Here is a 20,371-nt window from a genome sequence, read left to right as displayed (position 1 = left end):
TCTGGAGGACCCCGTGGACGACGACCGCTCCGACTCCCCGCCGCGCCCGGACCGCCCCGGCGGCGCGACCGGCCCCGGTGATCCGACCGGCCCCGGTGGGCCGGACGGCCCTCGCGATGCGCACGGTCCCGGAGGGCCGGGCGGGCCCGGCAGCACGCCGGTGCCCGGCGGGCCCGCGCCCGCCGGCGGCTACGGCCCGCCGCCCTCGTGGGGGCCGCCCCTGCAGTGGGAGCGCTTCGCCGCGGGCCGCAGCCACGCCGACACCGCGCTGATCCTGGGCATCCTCAGCGTGGTGGTGCTGCCGCTGCTGGGTCCCTTCGCGATCTGGCAGGCCAACGAGGCCGAGAAGCTCGGCACCCCGGCCACGCCCGGGCGGGTGCTGGGCTGGGTCGGGACGGTCCTGCTCGCCGTCCTCGCCCTCTTCCTCGTCCTGTGGCTGATCGCGGTGGTGTTCCTGATCAGCTCCGGCGGAGGCGGCTGAGCCGGGCCCGGCTCACCAGATGCTGACGCGCTCGGCCTCCGGCAGCCACAGCCCGTCCGACTCCTCGACGCCGAAGGCCTCGTAGAAGGCCGGCACGTTGCGCACCGTCTGGTTGGCCCGGAACTCGTTGGGGGAGTGCGGGTCGGTGGCGATGCGGTGGCGCAGCGCCTCGTCGCGGGACTTCTGCTGCCACACGTAGGCCCAGGACAGGAACAGCCGCTGCTCGGGGGTGTAGCCGTCGATCAGCTCGCCGGCCCCGAAGGTGCTGTGCTCCGCCCGGGACATCCGCCAGGCCTTGTGCGCGATCGTCAGACCGCCCAGGTCCCCGATGTTCTCGCCCAGGGTCAGCTCCCCGTTGACGCTCGTGCCCTCGTCCTGCAGCTGCTCCGGGACCAGCCGGTCGTACTGGCGCACCAGCTCCGCGGTGCGCTCCTCGAACGCCCGCCGGTCGGCGTCGGTCCACCAGTTGCGCAGCCGGCCGTCGCCGTCGCAGGTGGAGCCCTTGTCGTCGAAGCCGTGGCCGATCTCGTGGCCGATCACGGAGCCGATCGCGCCGTAGTTCACGGCGTCGTCGGCGTTCTCGTCGAAGAACGGGGGCTGGAGGATCGCGGCCGGGAAGACGATCTCGTTGCGCAGCGGGTGGTAGTAGGCGTTGACCGTCTGCGGGGTCATCAGCCACTCGTGCTTCTCCACCGGCCGGCCGGCCTTCCGGACCAGCTCGGCGAGCCGGAACTCCGTGGTGCGGATCCGGTTGCCCACGAGGTCCTCGGGGTCGATCCGCAGGGAGGAGTAGTCCTTCCACCGCTCCGGGTAGCCGATCTTCGGGGTGAACTGGGAGAGCTTCTTCAGCGCCTCCTGGCGGGTCTCCGCGGTCATCCAGTCCAGGCCGGTGATCGAGACCCGGTAGGCCTCCAGGAGGTTGGCCACGAGCTCGTCCATCCGCTCCTTGGCGGTGGGGGAGAAGTGCGCGGCCACGTAGAGCTCGCCCACGGCCTCGCCGAGCACCCCGTTGACCAGCTCCACCCCGCGCTTCCACCGGTCCTTCAGCCGCGGCGTCCCGGAGAGCACGGTGCCGTAGAACGCGAAGTCCTCCGCCACGAACGCCGAGGACAGGTAGGCGGCGCGCGCGGAGACCAGGTGCCAGCGGGCCCAGGCCCGCCACGCCGGCAGCAGCTCGTCGGCGAGCAGCTCCTCGACGCCCGTGAGGAAGGACGGCTGGGCGTTGACCACCGTGCGCAGGGCCGGGACGGGCAGCTCCGCGCCCTCGGCGAGCAGCGCCCAGTCCAGGACCGTGGTGGTCCCGGCGAGCTCCTCGAAGCTCATCGGGTTGTACATCTTGGTGAGGTCGCGGACCGTGACCTTGTCCCAGTGGTGGGAGGCGATCCGGGTCTCGAGCTCCACGACGGCGCGGGCCTGCTCGGCGGCGTCCTCCACACCGGCCAGGGACAGCATGGAGCGCACGTGGTCGTGGTACTTCTCCCGGATCGCGGCGTGCTGGGCGTCCCGGTAGTACTCCTCGTCGGGCAGGCCGAGGCCCGCCTGGCCGACGAAGACGAGGTTGCGCTCGGGGTCGCCCGGGTCGGCGTCGACGTCGACGCCCACCAGCCCGCCCACGCCCCGGCGGATCATCCGCCCGAAGTGGCGCACGAGGGCGGGCACGTCGGTCACCGCGTCGACCTCCGCGAGGTCCGGGGCCAGCGGCGAGGCCCCGAGCGCCTCGATCCGCTCCTCGTCCATGAAGGACGCGTAGAGGTTGGCGATCTTGGACTCGATCGCCTCCGGGTCCCCGGCCTCGGCCCGGGTGATGAGCTCGCGCACGGCGGCCTCGGCCTGGTCCCGCAGCTCGATGAACGCCCCCACCGAGGGCTTGTCGTCGGGGATCTCGGTGCGGCGCTGCCAGGTGCCGTTGACGTGCCGGTAGAGGTCGTCCTGGGGGCGGACGGAGCGGTCGAAGCCGGAGAGGTCGAACACCGAGGAGGTCGCCGTAGAAGTCATGGCCCCCACGTTAACGCCCGTCCGGCGGCGCGGCAGGTCTTTTCCCCGACCGCTTAACCCGTGCCGTGCAGTCCGTGCCGTTCATCCGGCGCCGTTCGGTCCGTGCCGCGGCTCAGGCCCGCCCGCCGGTGAAGCGGGGGCGGCGCTTCTGCTGGAACGCGGCGAAGCCCTCGGCGTAGTCGGCGCTGCGGCACAGCTCGCCCTGCACCCGGTTCTCGTGCTCCACGGACTCCCACAGGCCCAGCCGCTCGTCGCGGATCTGCGCCACGAGCTCCCGGGAGGCCAGGAACGCCCCGGTGGCGCCCTCGGCCACCGCGGCGGCCTTCGCCCGGGTGAGCTCGAGCAGCTCCTCGCGCGGCACCGACCGGCTGAACAGCCCGGAGCGCACGGCCTCGGCGCCGCTCATCAGCTCCGCGGTGTAGATCAGGTCCAGGGTCCGGTGGGCGCCCAGCCGCTCGGTGAACAGGGCGTGCCCGCCGGAGTCGAGGGTCGCGCCGAGGTTGGCGAAGGGGGAGCCGATCCTGGCGTCCTCGGCCACGTAGACCACGTCGGTGGCGATCGCCAGGCCCAGCCCCACCCCCAGGCACGCCCCCTGCACGGCGGCGAAGGTCGGCGCCGGGAAACGGCTCATCGTGCGCAGCAGCGGGGTGACCTTCCCGGCGAGGTACCCGTAGGCGTCGTCGGAGGCGGGGTCCACGGCGGAGATGTCCCGGCCGGCGCAGAAGCCGCGGCCCTCACCGCGCAGCACGAGCGCCCGGACGCCGGCCCGCTCTGCCTCGGCGTAGGCCTCGCCCAGCTCGGCGAGGGCGGCCTCGTCCAGGGCGTTCATCTTCTGGGGCGCGTCGAGCACCACCTCGGCCACGGATCCGTCGATGGTCAGGTCGATCACTGCTGCTCCTCGGGAGGGTCGGGCACGGGGCCGGGCAGGGCGCCGGGCAGGGGAGGGGGGACGGGCCGCGGGGGTCGCGTCCCGGGCGGCGCCGCCCGGGACGCACGGCTCAGGCGTCGAAGTCGACGGCGAACTCCTTGGAGGTCGGCCGGGTCTGGCAGGTGAGGACGTAGCCCTTCTCGACCTCGTCCTTCTCCAGGGCGTAGTTCTCCTCCATCTCGAACTCCCCGGAGACCACCTTCGCGCGGCAGGTGCCGCACACCCCGCCGGCGCACGCGAACGGCACGTCGGGCCGGACCCGCAGCGCCGCGTTGAGCACGGTCTCGTGGGCGCTCCTCGGGGACTCGATCGTGCTGGAGAGCCCGTCGAGGTTGAAGGTGATCTCGTAGTTCTCCCCCGAGGGGTCGGCGGGGACCACCCGGCCCTGCTGCCCCTGCGGGGCCTCGGGCCGGCCGGTGGTGAAGAGCTCGAAGCGGATCCGGTCCTCCGGCACACCGCGCTCGGCGAGGGCGTCCCGGCACAGCTGGACCAGCTCGAAGGGCCCGCACAGGAACCACTCGTCGGTCCGGTCCACCTGGACGACCTCGTCCAGGATGTCGTTGAGCTTGTCGGCGTCGATCCGCCCGGACATCAGGGGGCTGATCCGCTGCTCGCGGGAGAGCACGTGGTGGACCGCCAGGCGGGACGGGTACTTGTCCTTGAGGTCGCCCAGCTCCTCGGCGAACATCACGTCCATGGCGGAGCGGTTGGCGTAGACGAGGTCGAAGGTGGAGGTCGGGGAGGCCCGCAGCACCGCCTTGGCGATGGCCATGATCGGGGTGATCCCGGACCCGGCCGCGAAGGCCACCAGGTGCACCGACGCGTTCCGGGCGACCTCCTCCGCGGCGAGCCGCTCGGGGTCGTTCAGGCTGGTGAGCCCGAGCTTGGAGATGAACGCGCCCTGCGGGTTCATCACGTCGAGCCGGTCGCCGGCCTGCAGCGACTCGTTGGCCCAGGTGGAGAACACCCCGCCGATGTCCTGCTTGATCGCCACCCGGATCTCGCCCGGCTTCGGCTCCGCGCAGATCGAGTAGGACCGGCGGACCTCCTGGCCGTCGATGTGGGCGCGCAGCGCCACGTACTGGCCCGGCAGGTAGTCGTAGTCGTCCACGAGCTCCGGGGGGACCGCGAAGGCGACCTCGACCGAGTCCGCCGTGAGCTTGCGGACCTGGGAGACCTCGAGGGAGTTGAACGTGGCCCGGCGCCGGGCCGGGGCGGTGATCTCGGTCATCAGTGCACCTTGAAGTAGTCGAAGGGTTCCAGGCACTCGTTGCAGACGTGGAGCGCCTTGCAGGCGGTGGACCCGAAGCGGGTCATCTCGCGGGTGTTCAGGGAGTCGCAGCGCGGGCACTTGACGGCCAGGCTCAGCCGGACGGGCCCGGCGGCGGCGCGGCCGGTGGGCGGGGCGATGCCGTACTCGGCGAGCTTGCGCCGGCCGTCCTCGCTCATCCAGTCGGTCGTCCAGGCGGGCTGCAGCACGAGCTCCACGCGCACGTCCTCCCAGCCGTGCGCGTTGAGCGCCGCGGTGACGTCCGCGGTGATGGTCTCCATGGCGGGGCACCCCGAGTAGGTGGGGGTGATGACGACGACGGCGCGCTCGCCCTCGGCCCGGGCCCCGCGCAGGATCCCGAGGTCGGCGATGGAGAGCACCGGGATCTCCGGGTCGTTCACCGTCGCGGCGACGTCCCAGATGCGCGCCGAGGCCTCGTCCTGCGGCCGCAGCTCCCGGCCGGTCACCGGCGCGGGCCGCGTGTGCGGGTGGTCGGTCATCGTCGTCATCTCCTCACCAGGTGGCGCCGGGGTGCCGGCGGGCGAGCACCTGCATCTCGGCGAGGATGTGGCCCCGCTGCTCGCTGAACCGCCCGGAGCGGTCCCCGCCGTAGGCGCCCAGCACCTCGGGCACGGACAGCTCGGCCTCGTCCAGGACCGCCTGCAGGCGGACGTCGAAGTCCGCGCGCAGCTCGGACGGGCGCACGGCCGCGTCCCCGAGCGCGTCGACGAGCTCGTCGTCGTGGAAGAGCTCGTCCACGTAGGGCCACATGGTGTGCAGCCCCTCCTGCATCCGCCGCTTGGACTCCTCCGTGCCCAGGCCCAGGCGCAGCACCCACTGGCCCGCGTGGTCCTGGTGGTACTGGACCTCCTTGAGCGCCTTGTCGGCGATGGCCGCGAGCGTGGGGTCGGAGGAGTGCACCAGGCGGCGGTAGAGCTCGTACTGGTAGTAGGAGAAGATCAGCTGCCGGGCGATGGTCTGCCCGAAGTCGCCGTTCTCCTGCTCCACCAGACGGCAGGAGCGGAACTCCTCCTCGTCGCGGAAGTAGGCGAGGTCGTCCTCGGTCTTCCCCCAGGCGGTGCCGGCGTAGGTCAGGAAGAAGCGGGCGTGCCCGAGCAGGTCCAGGGCGATGTTGGCCAGCGCGATGTCCTCCTCGAGCTCCGGGGCCCGGGCGATCCACCAGCCCAGGCGCTGGGAGAGCATCAGGGCGTCGTCGCCCAGCTGCAGGGCGTAGCGGGCCACGTCCTCGGCGGCCTTCGCGCCGCCGGCCTGGATGTCCTCGGCGGTGATGGCGTGGCCCGCGCTCTGCTTGGTCGCGGAATCGTGGGACGCGAAGCTCACAGGTGCTTCACCCCTTCGCTCTTCGTGTAGTACGTGGCGTGCCGGTAGCTCTTGCCCTGCGCGGACTCGAAGTACCCGCCCTTGGAGTCGGGGTCCGAGGCGGTGATGGCCTCGGAGGGCACGACCCACACGGAGGTGCCCTCGTTGCGGCGGGTGTACAGGTCCCGGGCGTTGCGCACGGCCATCGTGGCGTCCGGGGCGTGCAGCGAGCCGGCGTGGACGTGGGACAGTCCGCGCGAGGAGCGCACGAACACCTCCCACAGGGGCCACTCGTCCGAGGCGGCGCCGATCGGGCGGACCGTGTTCTCGTGGTTCTCGCTCATGCTCAGGCTCCGATGAGTTCGGCGGAGGCGCGCTCCGCGGCGGTCTTGCGGGCGTAGGCGGCGGCGGCCTCGCGGACCCAGGCGCCCTCCTCGTGGGCCTGGCGGCGGCGCTGCATGCGCTGGACGTTGCACGGGCCCCTGCCCCCGACGACGGCCTTGAACTCGTCCCAGTCCAGCGGTCCGTAGTCGTAGTGGCCGCGCTCCGCGTTCCACTTGAGGTCCGGGTCCGGCAGGGTCAGCCCGAGGGCCTCGGCCTGCGGGACGATCATGTCGACGAAGCGCTGGCGCAGCTCGTCGTTGGAGAAGCGCTTGATGTTCCACGCCATCGACTGCTTCGAGTTGGGCGAGTCGTCGTCCGGGGGGCCGAACATCTGCAGGGACGGGCCGTAGAAGCGGTTGACGGCGTCCTGGGCCATCTCCTTCTGCGCGGGCGTGCCGTGGGAGAGCTCGTAGAGGATCTCCCAGCCCTGGCGCTGGTGGAAGGACTCCTCCTTGCAGATGCGCACCATCGCCCGGCCGTAGGGGCCGTAGGAGGCCCGGCACAGCGGGACCTGGTTGGCGATCGCCGCGCCGTCCACGAGCCAGCCGATGGCGCCCATGTCGGCCCAGGTGCGCGCCGGGTAGTTGAAGATCGAGGAGTACTTGGCCCGGCCGTCCAGCAGCTGCTGGGTGAGCTCGGAGCGCGGGGTGCCCAGGGTCTCGGCGGCGGAGTAGAGGTACAGGCCGTGACCGGCCTCGTCCTGCACCTTGGCCATCAGGATGGCCTTGCGCTTGAGGGACGGGGCCCGGGAGATCCAGTTGCCCTCCGGCTGCATCCCGATGATCTCGGAGTGCGCGTGCTGGGAGATCTGGCGGACGAGGGTGCGGCGGTAGGCGGCGGGCATCCAGTCGCGCGGCTCGATGCGGGAGTCCTCGGAGATGATGTGGTCGAAGTGCTCCTGGCCGGCGCGGTCCAGCTCGGCCTGCTCGGCCGGGTCCGCCGCGGCCACGGCGTGGAGGCCGGTGTTCTGCGAAGTCATGGTGTCCTTCTTCCGACGAGATGGCGCCGCGGGGCGCGGAGGGCCGCACGCGACTAACTGACCGTTCGTTCAGAATATGGGACCCCAGGGGCCGCGTCAACAGGTTGCGGTCCGGTGTCGCCGGGTCGGCGCGGGTTGACAGGGGCTCCCGAGTGAGATTGTCTACTGACCATTCGGTCGTGAATTGTGAGGAGAGTTACATGTCCCAGGGCCACCCGATCCTCGCGGGGGACCACACCTCGCGCTGGATGGGCATCACCGTGGACCGCGCGGAGTACGGCCACGCCCAGATCCGCATGACGCTGCGCGAGGAGATGCTCAACGGGTTCGGCATCGCCCACGGCGGCATGGTCTTCGCCTTCGCGGACACCTGCTTCGCCCTCGCGTGCAACGACCCCGCCGGTGACGGCAGCACCATCACGGTGGCCTCCGGGGTGGACATCAACTTCATCGCCTCCGCCCACCGGGGTCAGGAGCTCACCGCCGTGGGCACCGTGCGCGCCCAGGCCGGGCGCAGCGGCGTCTACGACATCCAGGTCACGGCCGAGGGCCGGCTCGTCGCCGAGTTCCGCGGCCGCAGCCGGACCATCCCGAACCCGGCCCTCCGCGCGGCGACGCCCGCGGAGCGCCCGGACGAGGTGCCGGCCGGCGCACCGGCCGAGCAGCCCGTCCTGCAGCCCGCCCAGCCGTCCGCCCCGCAGCCCGAGGAAGTCTGAATCATGGCCGAGTGCTCCGTCCCGAATCCCTACACCCCCGCTCCCGCCCCCGCGGACCGGTCGCAGCCGGACCCCGAGGAGACGATGAGCCGGGACCAGGTGGAGTCCCTCCAGCTGGAGCGGCTGCGCTGGACCCTGCACCACGCCTACGAGAACGTCCCCGCCTACACCGAGCTCTTCGACGCCCACGGCGTGCACCCGGGCGACCTCAAGGAGCTCGAGGACCTGCGGCTGTTCCCATACACGGACAAGGAGTTCCTGCGGAAGGCGTACCCGTTCAAGTCCCTCGCGGTGCCGATGGGCGAGGTCCGCCGGATCCACGCCTCCTCCGGGACCACCGGCCAGCCCACCGTGGTGGCCTACACCGAGAACGACATCAGCACCTGGGCGAGCCTCGTGGCACGCTGCTTCCGCCTCTCGGGCGTGCGGCCGGGGGACAAGGTGCACAACGCCTACGGCTACGGGCTGTTCACGGGCGGGCTCGGGGCCCACTACGGCGCCGAGCGCCTGGGCTGTGCGGTCATCCCGATGTCCGGCGGGCAGACCGAGAAGCAGGTCCAGATGATCCGGGACTTCGAGCCCCAGGCCATCCTCTCGACCCCCACGTATCTGCTGACCATCGCCGACGGCTTCCGGAAGCTGGGGCTGGACCCGCGCGAGACCTCGCTGCGCACCGCCGTGCTCGGCGCGGAGCCGTGGACCGAGGAGATGCGCCGGGAGATCGAGACCACGTTCGGGGTCGACGCGTGCGACATCTACGGACTCTCGGAGGTCATGGGCCCGGGCGTGGCCGGGGAGTCGGCGCAGTCCAAGGACGGCTCCCACATCTGGGAAGACCACTTCCGCCCCGAGATCATCGATCCCTTCACGGACGAGGTGCAGGAGACCGGCCGGCCCGGCGAGCTCGTGTTCACGGCGCTCACCAAGGAGGCCCTGCCGATCATCCGCTACCGCACCCACGACCTCACCCGTCTGCTGCCCGGCACGGACCGGCCCGGGCACCGGCGGATGGGCCGGATCACGGGCCGCTCCGACGACATGATCATCCTGCGCGGGGTCAACCTGTTCCCCTCCCAGATCGAGGAGCTGGCCCTGCAGGTGCCGGAGCTGAGCCCGCACTTCACGCTCGAGATCACCCGCCCGCACCGGATGGACCAGATGACCATCAACATCGAGCGGCGCGAGCAGGTGACCGTCGAGGCCGCCGAGGCGGGCGGGCAGAAGCTGCTGCACGCCATCAAGACGAAGATCGGCTCCTCGGCCTCGATCCGGATCGCCGAGCCGGGCACGCTCGCCCGTTCCTCCGGCAAGCTGCGCCGCGTCTACGACCACCGGGACAAGGCGTGAGCCGCCTCCCCTGAGACCTTCCGCGACAGCCCCCGGGACCCCCGGGGGCCGGCCGCGTCATAAGATCGTTGCTCGGCCCACCCCGTCATCGTCGAGATCGAGGTCCCCATGTCCCACGCACCGGCGTCCGCACCACCGGACAGCGGGGCGCCGCGCCGCGGTCGGCCCGGCTACGACCGTGAGACGCTGCTCGACGTCTGCGTCGAGGTGTTCAACGTCCACGGCTACGACGCCACCTCGATGGGCACCCTGTCCAAGCACCTGGGCATCTCCAAGTCCGCGATCTACCACCACGTGGAGTCCAAGGAGGAGATCCTCGAACAGGCGCTGAACCGGGCCCTCGATGCGCTCGAGGAGGTCCTGGCCGCCGCGGAGCGGACGGAGGCCCCCGCGGTCCAGCGGCTCGAACAGGTGATCCGCGGGACCGTGCACGTGCTCGTGGAGCAGATGCCGTACGTGACCCTGCTGCTGCGGCTGCGGGGGAACTCGGAGGTCGAGACACGGGCGCTCGAGCGCCGTCGCACGGTCACCCGCCGGGTCGGCGCGCTCATCGAGCAGGCGCAGGAGGAGGGCGACCTGCGCCGCGACCTCAGCGGCCGCTCCGCCTCCCGCCTGCTCCTGGGCATGATCAACTCGATCGTCGACTGGTACCGCCCGGATCCGGACAAGCCCGACGACGGGCTGGCCGACACCGTGGTCGCGCTCGCCTTCTCGGGCCTGCGCGCCCCCTGACCCGCCGGTCGGCCCTCCGCCGAGTCCCCATCGTGGCGGGTGGTTGCCCGCCGAGTCCCCACGGTGGCGGGTGGTTGCCCGCCGAGTCCCCAGATCACCCGCGATCCCCCACGCCGTTGCGTGGGGGATCGCGCTGTTCGTGGGGACTCGACGGAAGGGGGGCGGGGGAGTGCGCGAGGGAAGGCCACAGGGCGACCGGGCGTGGCGCGGTGAGGGCGGGGAGGCGTTCGAGCGCACTGGTGCCACGTCCCCGGGCGGACGCGCCGCAGGCCTGCCCGCCCCGACCCAGTGCACCGGGAGGCACCGTGGGAGTACGACTGTCGCGCACGACCGTCAGCGCGCTGGACCCCTGCGCCCAGGCCCGGTGGTGGCACCGGCTGCTGGGCTGGCCCCTCGGCGGGCAGTGCCGTCCCGGCGACACGGAGTGCTGGCTGGAGAGCCCGGAGGGCTTCCGCCTGCTGTTCTTCTCGGAGGGCGTCCGGGAGCCCAAGGGCCCGGCGTGGAACCGGCTCCACCTCGACCTGCGGCCCGACGAGGGCGGCACCTGCGAGGAGGAGGTCGCGCGCGCGGTGGAACTGGGCGCCGAGGTGGTCGACGACCGCCGTGGGACGGACTCCTGGGTGGTGTTGGCCGACCCGGAGGGCAACGAGTTCTGCATCCTGGGGGCCTGACGCCCCACCGCCCTGACGGCCCGACGGTCCGCCATCGCCGAGCCCCCACCGGCGCGGGTGGTCGCCCGCCGAGTCCCCACTGTCGCGCGCGACTGCCCGCCGAGTCCCCCCTGTTGCGGGCAGCTGCCCGCCGAGCCCCCAGGACGCGCGCGATCCCCCACGCCGTTGCGTGGGGGATCGCGCCGTTGCTGGGGACTCGAGGGAGCCCCGGGGGCCCGGCGGGCCGGAGTTCAGCGAGCCGGGGGTCCGGGGGCCGGTCAGGTGGTCACGCCACCGGCCAGGTCTTCGCGACCAGGGTCAGCACGTCGTAGGTCGCCACGATCTCGTCGTGCTGGTTGTGCAGGATCGCGTCCCAGCGGACCTCCCCGTACTCGTCGGTCACGCGCGGAGTGATCTGCTTGGCGGTCAGGGTCACCCGGACGGCGTCGTCGTAGGTCACCGGGGTGATGAACCGGAGGTTCTCCAGCCCGTAGTTGGCCAGCACGGGCCCCGGGGCGGGCTCCACGAACAGCCCGGCCGCCCAGGAGACCAGCAGGTAGCCGTGGGCCACCCGCCGGGGGAAGAACGGGTTGGCCGTGGCCGCCTCCTCGTCGGTGTGCGCGTAGAACGTGTCCCCGGTCCGCTCCGCGAACTCGGTGATGTCCTCCAGGGTCACCGTGCGCAGCTCGGAGGCGAACTGGTCGCCGATCCGCAGGGTCTCCAGCGACTTGCGGAACGGGTGCTCGCCGGTGCCGCTCTCGACCGCCTCCCGGGTCACCGTGTTCGCCGCGGCGCCCCGGTGCCACACGCCGGTGACGGCCGTGAGGATGTCCGGGGGCCCCTGGATCGCGGTGCGCTGCATGTAGTGCTTGACGCCGCGCACCCCGCCCAGCTCCTCGCCGCCGCCGGCGCGGCCCGGGCCGCCGTGGACCAGGTGCGGCATGGGGGAGCCGTGGCCGGTGGAGGTCCTGGCGTCCTGGCGGTTGAGGAAGTGCACGCGCCCGTGGTGGGAGCCGATGCCGGCGGCGAACCGGGCGGCGGTCGCGCCGTCGTTCGTGCACACGGTGGCCACCAGCGAGCCGCCGCCGAGCGCGGCCAGCCGCACGGCGTCGTCGACGTCGGTGTAGCCGAGCACGGAGGTCACCGGACCGAAGGCCTCGACGAAGTGCACCTCCGGGGTCTCGGGGTCGTCGAAGGACAGGACCGTGACGGGGAAGAAGGCTCCCGCCTCGGTGTCGGCCCCGCCCACGGAGGCGTCGGGCCCGCCGAGCCGGACGGTGCCGCCGGCGGCCACGAGGCGCTCCACGGCCTTGCGGACCTCCGACTGCTGCTCCTTGGAGGCCAGGGCGCCCATGGTGACGCCCTCGGTGCGGGGGTCGCCGATCACCACGCGCTGCTGCACGCGCTGGGCCACGGCCGCCACGACGTCCTCCACGCGCTCCTGCGGGACGATGACGCGGCGGATCGCCGTGCACTTCTGCCCGGCCTTGGCGGTGATCTCGACGAACACGGCCTTGACGAACGCCTCGAACTCCGGGGTGTCCGGGGTGGCGTCGGGGCCGAGGACGGCGGCGTTGAGGGAGTCCGTCTCGGCGGTGAACCGGACCCCGCCGTTGACCACGTTGTCGTGGTTGCGCAGCGACTGCGCGGTGCCGGCGGAGCCGGTGAAGGCCACGTGGTCGCGGTAGTCCAGGTGGTCGAGCAGGTCCCGGGCGGATCCGGAGACCAGCTGCAGCGAGCCCTCGGGCAGGATCCCGGAGTCGACCATCAGACGCACGCAGGCCTCGGTGACGTAGCCGGTGGGGGTCGCGGGCTTGACCACGGTGGGCATGCCGGCGAGGAAGGCCGGCGCGAACTTCTCCAGGAAGCCCCACACCGGGAAGTTGAACGCGTTGATCTGCACGGCCACGCCGGGCATCCGGGTGTAGATGTGCTCGCCCAGGAAGGACCCGTCCTTCGAGAGCTGCTCCACGGCGCCGTCCACGATCACGTTGGCGTTGGGCAGCTCGCGCCGGCCCTTGGAGGAGAACGTGAAGAGGGTCCTGATGCCGCCGTCGACGTCGAAGAAGTGGTCCTTGAGCGTGGCGCCGGTGGCGTAGGACAGGTCGTAGAGCTCCTGCTTGTGCTCGGTGAGGTGCTGCGCGAGCTCCTTGAGCTTCAGCGCCCGCTCGTGGATGGTGAGCTCCCCGAGGGAGTGCTGCCCCACGGTGCGGCCGTACTCCACCGCGGAGGCGATGTCGATGCCGTCGGTGGACACCCGCGCCACGATCTCGCCGGTCGAGGCGTCGGCGACCTCCGTGATCCGCTGCGGGTCCTCCGGGGTCCACCACCGGCCCCGCAGGTAGCTGGGGAGGACGGTCTGGGTCTGTGCTGCCACGGTGGGTGGTCCTTTCGCTCGGGTGCGTGCCGGGCCGGGAGGAGGTCCCGCCCCGGCCTCCTGACCGATCGTTCGGTATTATGACCACGATAACGTACGTCACACCCGGGGACCACAGGGAATCTGCGGTCCCCGTCCCCTGCCACCGAGGAGTGCCATGAGCGCGAGCCCCGAGCCCTGGCGGATCGTCCTGGGCGAACTGGACGAGAAGATGGGCGTCACCGTCCTCGAGCAGTCGGCGGAGCGGGTGGTCGCCACGATGCCCGTGGAAGGCAACCGGCAGTCGCTGGGTCTGCTGCACGGCGGGGCCATGGTGGCGCTCGGGGAGGCCGTGGGCTCCTGGGCGGCGGTGATCCACGCGTCCACGATGGGCAAGGTGGCCGTGGGGGTCGACGTCAACGCCACCCACCACCGGTCCTCCCGCACCGGCACCGTGACGGCCACGGCCACCGCCCTGCAGCTGGGCCGCTCCCTCACCTGCCACGAGGTGGTGATCGCGCACGAGGACGGCACCCGGCTGTGCACGGTGCGGATCACGAACTTCCTCAAGGACCGGAGCTAGGCACCGGAGTCAGGGGCCGGAGTCAGGCACCGGAGTCAGGGGCCGGAGTCAGGCATCGGAGTCAGGCGCCGGGGGCGGGGTGGCCGAGCCGACGGCGCAGGGCTGCCAGCTCCCCGGCGGGCACCCCCGCCTCGCGGAGATAGCGCTCGGCGTCGAGCCCGGCCACCAGCTCGGCGAGGGCGGCCCGGCGCCCGGCGAGCAGCCCGGCCAGCTCCTCCTCGGGATGGTGGCGCTCGACCGGATGGGGCACGGGCGAGACCCGGTGCCACTCGTTGATCCCGCGCGCGGCCGCTTCGTCCTCGGCGAGCAGGCGCCCCGGGGAGGCCCCGGCGAGGCCCAGGAGCAGCAGGGCGAGCACCCCGGTCCGGTCCCGCCCGGCCGAGCAGTGCACCACCACGGCGCCCTCGGCGGTCGCCACCGCCCGCACCGCCGCGGCGATCGGGCCCGGGAAGAGCCGCAGGTAGTCGCGGTAGCCGCGCGGGTGGTTCAGGTACGGGGTGCCCACGAGCGTGAACTCCGGGTGGGCAGGGTCCTCCGTGGGGCGGTGCAGGACGGTGATGCCCGCCCGGGCCGCCGGCTCGTCCACCGGATCGGTGGGCCGGCGCCGGCGCTCGCCGGCGTTGCGCAGGTCCACGACCGTGCGCACCCCGTCCGCCGCGGCGGCCCGCCAGCCCGCGGGCGTGAGCCGCTCCGAGCGGCCCATCCGCCACACGTCCCCGGCCAGGAGCCGGGCGTTGATCGCTCCCTCCCACGGGGCCGGGGTCCCGGGCTGCGCGTCCATGCCCCCACGGTAGGCCCTGCCCCCGACGACGCGCTCCTCCGGCACGTCGCCCGCGCTGGTCCCCGGCACCTGCGGGCACCGGCTCCGCCCGGGCCCCGGCAGGATCCGAGCGGCCCCGGGCAGAGCCGGCGGGTGCGGACGAGGGCGCTACCCGTCGTAGCTGAAGAAGCCCTTGCCGGTCTTGCGGCCCAGTTCGCCGCGGGCGACCATGTCCCGCATCAGCTGCGGGGGCGCGAAGCGCTCACCGAGCTCGGACTCGAGGTACTCCGCGATGCCCAGCCGCACGTCCAGGCCCACGATGTCCGTGAGCGCCAGCGGGCCCACCGGGAACTTGTAGCCCAGGACCATGGCGTTGTCGATGTCCGCGGGGGAGGCCACGCCCTCCTCGACCATGCGGATGGCCTCGAGGGCGATCGCCACGCCCAGCCGGGAGGAGGCGAAGCCGGGGGCGTCGTTGACCACCACCGGAGTCTTGCCCAGGCCCTCGACCCACTGCACCGACAGCCGCTTGAGCTCCTCGCCGGTGTGCTCCGAGACCACGACCTCCACGAGCTTGGAGGCCGGCACCGGGTTGAAGAAGTGCAGGCCGCAGAACCGCTCGGGGCGGGTCAGCTGCCCGGCCAGACCGTCCACGGACAGCGAGGACGTGTTCGTGGCCAGCCAGGCGGTCCCGGCCAGGTGCCGTTCGACCTGCTGCAGCGCCGAGACCTTCAGGTCCCAGGACTCGGGCACGGCCTCGACGACGAGGTCGCACCCGGCGAAGTCCGCGGAGTCCAGGGACACGGTCAGGCGCTCGGACCACTCGTCCAGGTTGCCGTCCACGCTCCCGCGCTCCAGCGACTTCGCCAGGTCCCGCTCGATCCGCTCCCGGGCGGCCTCGGCGGCCGGGCCGTCGCGCTCCACGACGGTCACCTGCGCCCCGGCGAGCAGGAAGGCGTGGGCGATGCCCGCGCCCATGCGGCCTCCGCCCAGGACGCCGACGGCGGCGGGGACGGCCAGTGCGTGCTTCTCGGTCATCGGTTGCTGCTCCTACTTCTTCTTGCGGTCCAGGAAGGCCTGCATGCGGTCGAACTTCGCCTCCGACTCGAAGAGCACGGCCTGGGCCAGCTCGTCGATGTGCGGGTGGGCGGACGGCGGGGCGGCGAAGACCCGCTTGGAGATGCGCACGGCCAGGGGGTCCTGGGCGCCGATCCGGTCCGCGAGCGCGTGTGCCGCGCCCACCAGCTCGGCGGGCTCGTGCAGCTCGGTGACCAGGTGCAGCTCCAGGGCCTCGGCGGCGTCGAGGATCCGCCCGGCGAGCAGGATGTCCAGGGCGACGGGCTCGCCGACGAGCTCCTTGAGCCGCCACAGCCCGCCGGCCGCGGCGATGATGCCCAGGTTCGTCTCCGGCTGGCCGATCCGCAGGTGCGGGGTCGCGATCCGGAAGTCCGCCGCGTAGGCCAGTTCGGCGCCGCCGCCCAGCGCGTAGCCGTCGATCGCGGCGATCACGGGCATGGGCAGCTGGTGGATCCGGGCGAAGATCCGGGAGTTGATGCCCTGCAGCGCGTCGTCGCGGCGGCGCTCGCGCAGCTGGCCGATGTCCGCGCCGGAGGCGAAGACCCCCTTCCCGTTCACCTCGGTGCCGGAGAGGAGCAGGATCTTCGGGTGCCGCTCCAGGTAGCCGCACACGGTGTGCAGCTCCTCGACCATGGTCGCGTCGATGGCGTTGCGCACGGCGGGCCGGTCCAGGACCACGTGCAGGCGGTCCTCGCGCTCCTCGAGCCGCAGGGCGGTGAACTCCCCGCCCAGGATCTCGCTGGGGCCGACCATCAGAGCTTCTCCACGAGCATCGCGGTGCCCTGGCCCACGCCCACGCACATGGTCGCCAGACCGCGGTCCGCGCCCTCGCGCTCCATGCGGCCCAGCAGGGTCACGACCAGCCGGGAACCCGAGGAGCCCAGCGGGTGGCCCAGCGCGATGGCCCCGCCGTCGTTGTTGACGGTGCCGGCGTCGAGGCCGAGGCGGCGGATGCAGGCCAGGGACTGGCTGGCGAAGGCCTCGTTGAGCTCGACCGCGCCGAGGTCGTCGATGCCCCACCCGGTGCGCTCCAGCACCTTCTGCGTGGCCGGGACGGGGCCGATGCCCATGATCTCCGGGGCCACGCCGGCGGAGGCGCCGTCCACGATCCGGGCGCGGGCGGCCAGCCCGTACTTCTCGGCGGCCCGCTCGGAGACCACCAGGATCGCCGAGGCGCCGTCGTTGAGGGAGGAGGAGTTCCCGGCGGTGACGACCGAGCCGTGGGCCACCACGGGGCGCAGCTTGGCGAGCACCTCGGCGGTGGTGCCCGGGCGGGGTCCCTCGTCGGTGTCCACGACCGTCTCGGCGCCCTTGCGGCCCGTGACGGTCACCGGCACGATCTCGGGGGCGAACCGGCCGGCGTCGATCGCGGTGATCGCCTTCTCGTGGGAGGCGACGGCGAACGCGTCGGCGTCCTCGCGGGTGATGCCGTCCACGGCGGCGACCTCCTCGGCCGTCTCCGGCATGGAGTAGGTCATCTTGTCCTGCTTCTTGAACTGCGGGTTGGTGAAGCGCCAGCCGATCGAGGTGTCGAAGACCTCGCCCGGCTTGGCGAAGCCCGTGGCGGGCTTCTCCATCACCCACGGGGCCCGGGACATGGACTCCACCCCGCCGGCGACGACGATGTCCGCCGCCCCGGCCTTGACCATGTGCGAGGCCATGATGATCGCGGACAGGCCCGAGGCGCACAGCCGGTTGACCGTGATGCCCGGGACGGTGTCCGGGAAGCCGGCCAGCAGCCAGGCCATGCGGGCCACGTTGCGGTTCTCCTCGCCGGCGCCGTTGGCGTTGCCCAGGATCACCTCGTCGACGTCGTGGGGGTCGATCCCGGCGTCGGTGACCGCGTGCTTGACCACCAGGGCCGCGAGATCGTCCGGGCGCACGCTCGAGAGCGCGCCGCCGTACCGGCCCACGGGGGTGCGCGCGCCCCCGACGAGGAAGGCCTGAGGGGTTGAGGACATGGCAGAACTCCTGTCGCGACGGGGAGGGCCGGTCGCGGGCGACGGTGCCCAGCAATAACCGACCGTTCGTTCACCTTACGATCCCACGAGCGCGCGCGCCGGGTCAACAGAGACCGCGTCCGTGAGATCCTGGCGTCTTCAGCGCAGATCCAGCGCAGAGTCAGTGCAGAGTCAGTGCAGAGTCAGTGCAGACACGATCCGGCGTCGACCGCCGGAGTCACCGGAGGTGCAGGATGTCTTTCCAGGAGTCCATGGAGCTCGTCGGGGAGGTCGTCGACGTCGCCGGGGTCGTCGCCATCGTGATCGGGGCGGTGGTGGCGTCCCTGCTGGCCGGACGGGAGCTGCTGGGCCGCCGGGGCGGAGGCCGCGACACCTATGTGAACTACCGGCAGCGGCTGGGCCGTTCGATCCTGCTGGGCCTGGAGCTGCTCGTGGCCGCGGACATCATCAGGACCGTGGCGATCACCCCCACGTTCGAGTCCGTGGGGGTGCTGGCGCTCATCGTGCTCGTGCGCACCTTCCTCAGCTGGTCCCTGGAGCTGGAGATCACCGGGCGGTGGCCGTGGCAGAAGGAGCCGGAGGCGGTCGGGCCCGCCGCGCCCTAGCGGTCCGGGACGGGGCCGTTCCGCCGGTCCGGGGGCGCGGCGGACGCCTCCGCGCGCAGTCCCTCGCAGACCGCGGTGAGCCAGGCCTCCACCGAGGACCGGGCCGCCGGGGTGCCGGGGAAGCGGGCCCGCAGGTGCAGGCCGTCCTCGCCGACGACGAACCAGACCTGCACGCCCGTGGCCGGCGCCGAGGCGGAGACGTGCTGGGCCCGCAGCTCCGCGGGCAGGCTCACCGGGAGGCGCCGGTAGTCCATGTAGGAGAGCATGAACATGCCCGCGGGGACGGGCATGCCGCCGTGCGGGCGCAGGATCGGCTCGAGCGCGTGGGAGCCCAGCTCCAGGGCCTCGCGCACGGCGGCCGCACCGGCCCGGGGATCGGCGTCGGCGCACTCGAGCACCGAGTTGGTGATGAACCAGCCCACGGCGTCGCGCCACCGCGGGTCGGTGCGGCTGTGCACCGGCAGCACGGCGCGCAGCGGCCGCCCGGCCAGCTCCAGGGTCGCCCGCGTCAGCACCGACACCAGCAGCGCCAGGAGCCGCACGCCGAGCACCTCGGCGCGGGCCTCCAGGCGGGCCAGCGCGCGGGCGTCGAGGACCTCCAGGGTGGTCACGGTCTCGGGCGCGGGGCGCGCGAGGTCGCCCAGCGGGAGCGGGAAGACCGGTATGGTGCCCCCGCCGTCGGCGAGGATCCGCCCCCACCGCTGTGCGACCCGCGCCGGGGCCGCGGGGCGGGCCGCCAGCTCGCGCGTGTGCTCGGCGAAGGAGGCCACCGGGGGCCGGCCGGTGCCGGGCGGGCGCCCGGCACGGACGTCGGCCAGGGCGTCGAGCAGGTCGCGCACCAGCACGGGCAGGGACCACGCGTCCACGTGGGCGTGGTCGGCGGCGAGCAGGACGACGACCGGCCCGTCCGGCGGCTCGACCAGGCACAGCCGGTGGGAGGGCCGGGCCAGGGGCGAACAGGCGTCGTCGACCAGCTCCTGCAGGGCCGCCCGGGTCCCGGCCGGGCCGACGTCGTGGCGGGCCCACCGCGGGTGCACGGCGTCGCCGACCTCGTGCAGCAGGACGGCGCCGTCGTCGCCGGTGGAGAACACGGTGCGCAGCGTGTGGTGGCGGGCCACGACACCGGCCCAGGCCTGGCCCAGGTCCTCGGTGCGGACCGGGGCGGGCAGCTCCAGGGCCACGCCCATCCACGTCCCCGGGCGGGAGCCGGCGCCCACGTGCATGCCCTGGTCGAAGGACACCGGCAGCCGCCGGCCGGTGCGCGTGACCGGGACCGTGCAGCTGGAGAGCCGCCCCTCGGGCAGCCGGGCGTGCGTGATGTTGGTCAGCCGCATGGGCACCTCTCGATCGCGTCAGGGGCAGTCTGACCCGGGACGCGTGTGCGGTCCAGCGGCGTCCACGATGCAGGCGTAGCGTGGCCGCATGCCGACGCTCGACCTCGACCGCTGCCGACTGGCCTACGACGTGACCGGTTCCGGCCCGCCGGTGGTGCAGCTGCACGGGCTGCTGTCCGACCGGGCCTCCAACGCCGCGGGGGGCCTGGACCTGGCCTCCGGCCTGGCCGGGCACCGCGCGGTGCGCTACGACGCCCGCGGGCACGGGTGCTCCGCGGCGGAACCGGTGGCGGAGGACTGGTCCTGGCCGCGACTGGCCGCGGACCTGCTGGACCTGCTGGACGCCGTGGTGCCCGGGGAACCGGTGCACGGCATCGGCCCCTCCATGGGGGCGGCCACGCTCCTGTACGCCGCCCTGGCCCGGCCCGAGCGCTTCCGCTCCCTCACCCTGTGCGTGCCGTCCACGGCGTGGGCCTCCCGCCGCGGCCAGGCGGCGGCGTACCGGCGGGGGGCGGAGCTGGTGGAGCGGCACGGCCTGGAGGCCTACCTCCGGGCCGGGCGGGCCGCGCCCCGCCCGCCGGCCGTGGCCGACCGCGCGACGCACCCGCCGCGCATCGACCCCGGTCTGCTCCCCACCGTGCTGCGCGGCGCCGCCGCCACCGATCTGCCGCCGGTCCACGAGCTGGCCCGGATCGGGCTGCCGACCCTGGTGCTGGCCTGGTCGGAGGATCCCACCCATCCGCTGTCGACCGCCCAGGCGCTGCGCGAGGCCCTGCCCGGGGATGCCCTGCACGTGGCGGGCACCCCCGGTGGGCTGGCGCAGTGGCCGCGACGGTGCGCGGACTTCGTGCGGGCGGTGGAGGCGGGTCCCCCGGTCGGCGGGGCGGGCTGAC

The 20,371-nt window shown here is 73.2% G+C and carries 20 protein-coding genes and 1 pseudogene; 8 read left to right on the top strand and 13 right to left on the bottom strand.

The genetic code is table 11. The features are described 5' to 3' along the window. The first annotated feature begins 13 nt into the window (after window positions 1-13). Window positions 14-481, top strand: coding sequence for a hypothetical protein (locus AYX06_RS19725; RefSeq protein WP_062735348.1), 468 nt, complete (start codon window positions 14-16; stop codon window positions 479-481). 12 nt (window positions 482-493) lie between these two features. Here AYX06_RS19725 and AYX06_RS08165 read toward each other — a convergent pair whose 3' ends face one another. The 7 genes from AYX06_RS08165 to paaA form a co-directional block, all read right to left on the bottom strand. After that, window positions 494-2,476, bottom strand: coding sequence for a M13 family metallopeptidase (locus tag AYX06_RS08165; protein WP_062735347.1), 1,983 nt, complete (start codon window positions 2,474-2,476; stop codon window positions 494-496). A gap of 112 nt (window positions 2,477-2,588) precedes the next feature. Then, window positions 2,589-3,365, bottom strand: coding sequence for an enoyl-CoA hydratase/isomerase family protein (locus tag AYX06_RS08160; protein WP_062735346.1), 777 nt, complete (start codon window positions 3,363-3,365; stop codon window positions 2,589-2,591). Window positions 3,366-3,474: 109 nt separating this feature from the next. Continuing rightward, entirely contained in the window at window positions 3,475-4,635 is a 1,161-nt protein-coding gene (gene paaE / locus AYX06_RS08155) for a 1,2-phenylacetyl-CoA epoxidase subunit PaaE (RefSeq protein ID WP_062735345.1), read from the bottom strand. Then, window positions 4,635-5,183 carry a 1,2-phenylacetyl-CoA epoxidase subunit PaaD gene (gene paaD, locus AYX06_RS08150; RefSeq protein WP_371860049.1) on the bottom strand — a complete coding sequence of 183 codons (549 nt, stop codon included), beginning with the start codon at window positions 5,181-5,183 and terminating at the stop codon, window positions 4,635-4,637. Before paaD ends, paaE begins: the two co-directional genes overlap by 1 nt. Before the next feature lie 4 nt (window positions 5,184-5,187). After that, entirely contained in the window at window positions 5,188-6,015 is an 828-nt protein-coding gene (paaC, locus tag AYX06_RS08145; protein WP_062735343.1) for a 1,2-phenylacetyl-CoA epoxidase subunit PaaC, read from the bottom strand. Then, a complete protein-coding gene (gene paaB / locus AYX06_RS08140; protein ID WP_047802111.1) occupies window positions 6,012-6,338 on the bottom strand; it encodes a 1,2-phenylacetyl-CoA epoxidase subunit PaaB in 327 nt (108 codons plus the stop codon). The genes paaC and paaB overlap by 4 nt, the downstream gene beginning before the upstream one ends. Before the next feature lie 2 nt (window positions 6,339-6,340). Next, entirely contained in the window at window positions 6,341-7,357 is a 1,017-nt protein-coding gene (paaA, locus tag AYX06_RS08135) for a 1,2-phenylacetyl-CoA epoxidase subunit PaaA (RefSeq protein ID WP_084271514.1), read from the bottom strand. Between the two features lie 200 nt (window positions 7,358-7,557). Here paaA and paaI point away from each other — a divergent pair. The 4 genes and pseudogenes from paaI to AYX06_RS08115 form a co-directional block, all read left to right on the top strand. After that, window positions 7,558-7,950: pseudogene (gene paaI / locus AYX06_RS08130) on the top strand (hydroxyphenylacetyl-CoA thioesterase PaaI); the annotation flags it as partial. A gap of 126 nt (window positions 7,951-8,076) precedes the next feature. Next, complete coding sequence (locus AYX06_RS08125; protein WP_062735341.1) at window positions 8,077-9,420, top strand: phenylacetate--CoA ligase family protein; 1,344 nt, start codon at window positions 8,077-8,079, stop codon at window positions 9,418-9,420. A gap of 108 nt (window positions 9,421-9,528) precedes the next feature. Beyond that, window positions 9,529-10,152 carry a TetR/AcrR family transcriptional regulator gene (locus tag AYX06_RS08120; RefSeq protein WP_062735340.1) on the top strand — a complete coding sequence of 208 codons (624 nt, stop codon included), beginning with the start codon at window positions 9,529-9,531 and terminating at the stop codon, window positions 10,150-10,152. 305 nt (window positions 10,153-10,457) lie between these two features. Then, the gene (locus tag AYX06_RS08115) at window positions 10,458-10,823 is read left to right on the top strand and encodes a VOC family protein (protein WP_062735339.1); all 366 of its coding nucleotides are present in this window, start codon (window positions 10,458-10,460) and stop codon (window positions 10,821-10,823) included. Window positions 10,824-11,088: 265 nt separating this feature from the next. Here the strand turns inward: AYX06_RS08115 and paaZ are convergent, their stop codons facing one another. Next, a complete protein-coding gene (paaZ, locus tag AYX06_RS08110; RefSeq protein WP_062735338.1) occupies window positions 11,089-13,179 on the bottom strand; it encodes a phenylacetic acid degradation bifunctional protein PaaZ in 2,091 nt (696 codons plus the stop codon). A 157-nt stretch (window positions 13,180-13,336) separates the two neighbouring features. Between paaZ and AYX06_RS08105 the strand changes: the two genes are divergently transcribed. Continuing rightward, on the top strand, window positions 13,337-13,741 hold the full coding sequence (locus AYX06_RS08105; RefSeq protein ID WP_062735337.1) for a hotdog fold thioesterase: 405 nt from the start codon (window positions 13,337-13,339) through the stop codon (window positions 13,739-13,741). A 61-nt stretch (window positions 13,742-13,802) separates the two neighbouring features. On the opposite strand, the gene AYX06_RS08100 is transcribed toward AYX06_RS08105, so the two are convergent. The 4 genes from AYX06_RS08100 to AYX06_RS08085 form a co-directional block, all read right to left on the bottom strand. Then, window positions 13,803-14,522, bottom strand: coding sequence for a tyrosine-protein phosphatase (locus AYX06_RS08100; RefSeq protein WP_062735336.1), 720 nt, complete (start codon window positions 14,520-14,522; stop codon window positions 13,803-13,805). A gap of 147 nt (window positions 14,523-14,669) precedes the next feature. Further along, window positions 14,670-15,539: a 3-hydroxyacyl-CoA dehydrogenase family protein gene (locus tag AYX06_RS08095; protein WP_062735335.1), complete on the bottom strand. Its 870-nt coding sequence runs from the start codon at window positions 15,537-15,539 to the stop codon at window positions 14,670-14,672. Window positions 15,540-15,551: 12 nt separating this feature from the next. After that, window positions 15,552-16,331 (bottom strand): enoyl-CoA hydratase/isomerase family protein, encoded by a 780-nt coding sequence (locus tag AYX06_RS08090; RefSeq protein WP_062735334.1) that lies wholly within the window; start codon window positions 16,329-16,331, stop codon window positions 15,552-15,554. Next, a complete protein-coding gene (locus AYX06_RS08085; protein WP_062735333.1) occupies window positions 16,331-17,539 on the bottom strand; it encodes a thiolase family protein in 1,209 nt (402 codons plus the stop codon). Before AYX06_RS08085 ends, AYX06_RS08090 begins: the two co-directional genes overlap by 1 nt. Before the next feature lie 233 nt (window positions 17,540-17,772). Between AYX06_RS08085 and AYX06_RS08080 the strand changes: the two genes are divergently transcribed. Beyond that, the gene (locus AYX06_RS08080) at window positions 17,773-18,144 is read left to right on the top strand and encodes a DUF1622 domain-containing protein (RefSeq protein WP_062735332.1); all 372 of its coding nucleotides are present in this window, start codon (window positions 17,773-17,775) and stop codon (window positions 18,142-18,144) included. Here AYX06_RS08080 and AYX06_RS08075 read toward each other — a convergent pair. Then, window positions 18,141-19,478, bottom strand: a complete 1,338-nt coding sequence (locus AYX06_RS08075) for a condensation domain-containing protein (RefSeq protein WP_062735331.1) — start codon at window positions 19,476-19,478, stop codon at window positions 18,141-18,143. The two genes, AYX06_RS08080 and AYX06_RS08075, sit on opposite strands and share 4 nt — an antisense overlap. Before the next feature lie 88 nt (window positions 19,479-19,566). Between AYX06_RS08075 and AYX06_RS08070 the strand changes: the two genes are divergently transcribed. Beyond that, a complete protein-coding gene (locus AYX06_RS08070; RefSeq protein WP_062735330.1) occupies window positions 19,567-20,370 on the top strand; it encodes an alpha/beta fold hydrolase in 804 nt (267 codons plus the stop codon). Window position 20,371: the final 1 nt, after the last annotated feature.

This window comes from Kocuria turfanensis (assembly GCF_001580365.1).
Classification (GTDB): domain Bacteria; phylum Actinomycetota; class Actinomycetes; order Actinomycetales; family Micrococcaceae; genus Kocuria; species Kocuria turfanensis.
The sequence above is the reverse complement of the archived record's forward strand: the minus strand, read 5'-3'. Positions and strand labels throughout refer to the sequence as shown.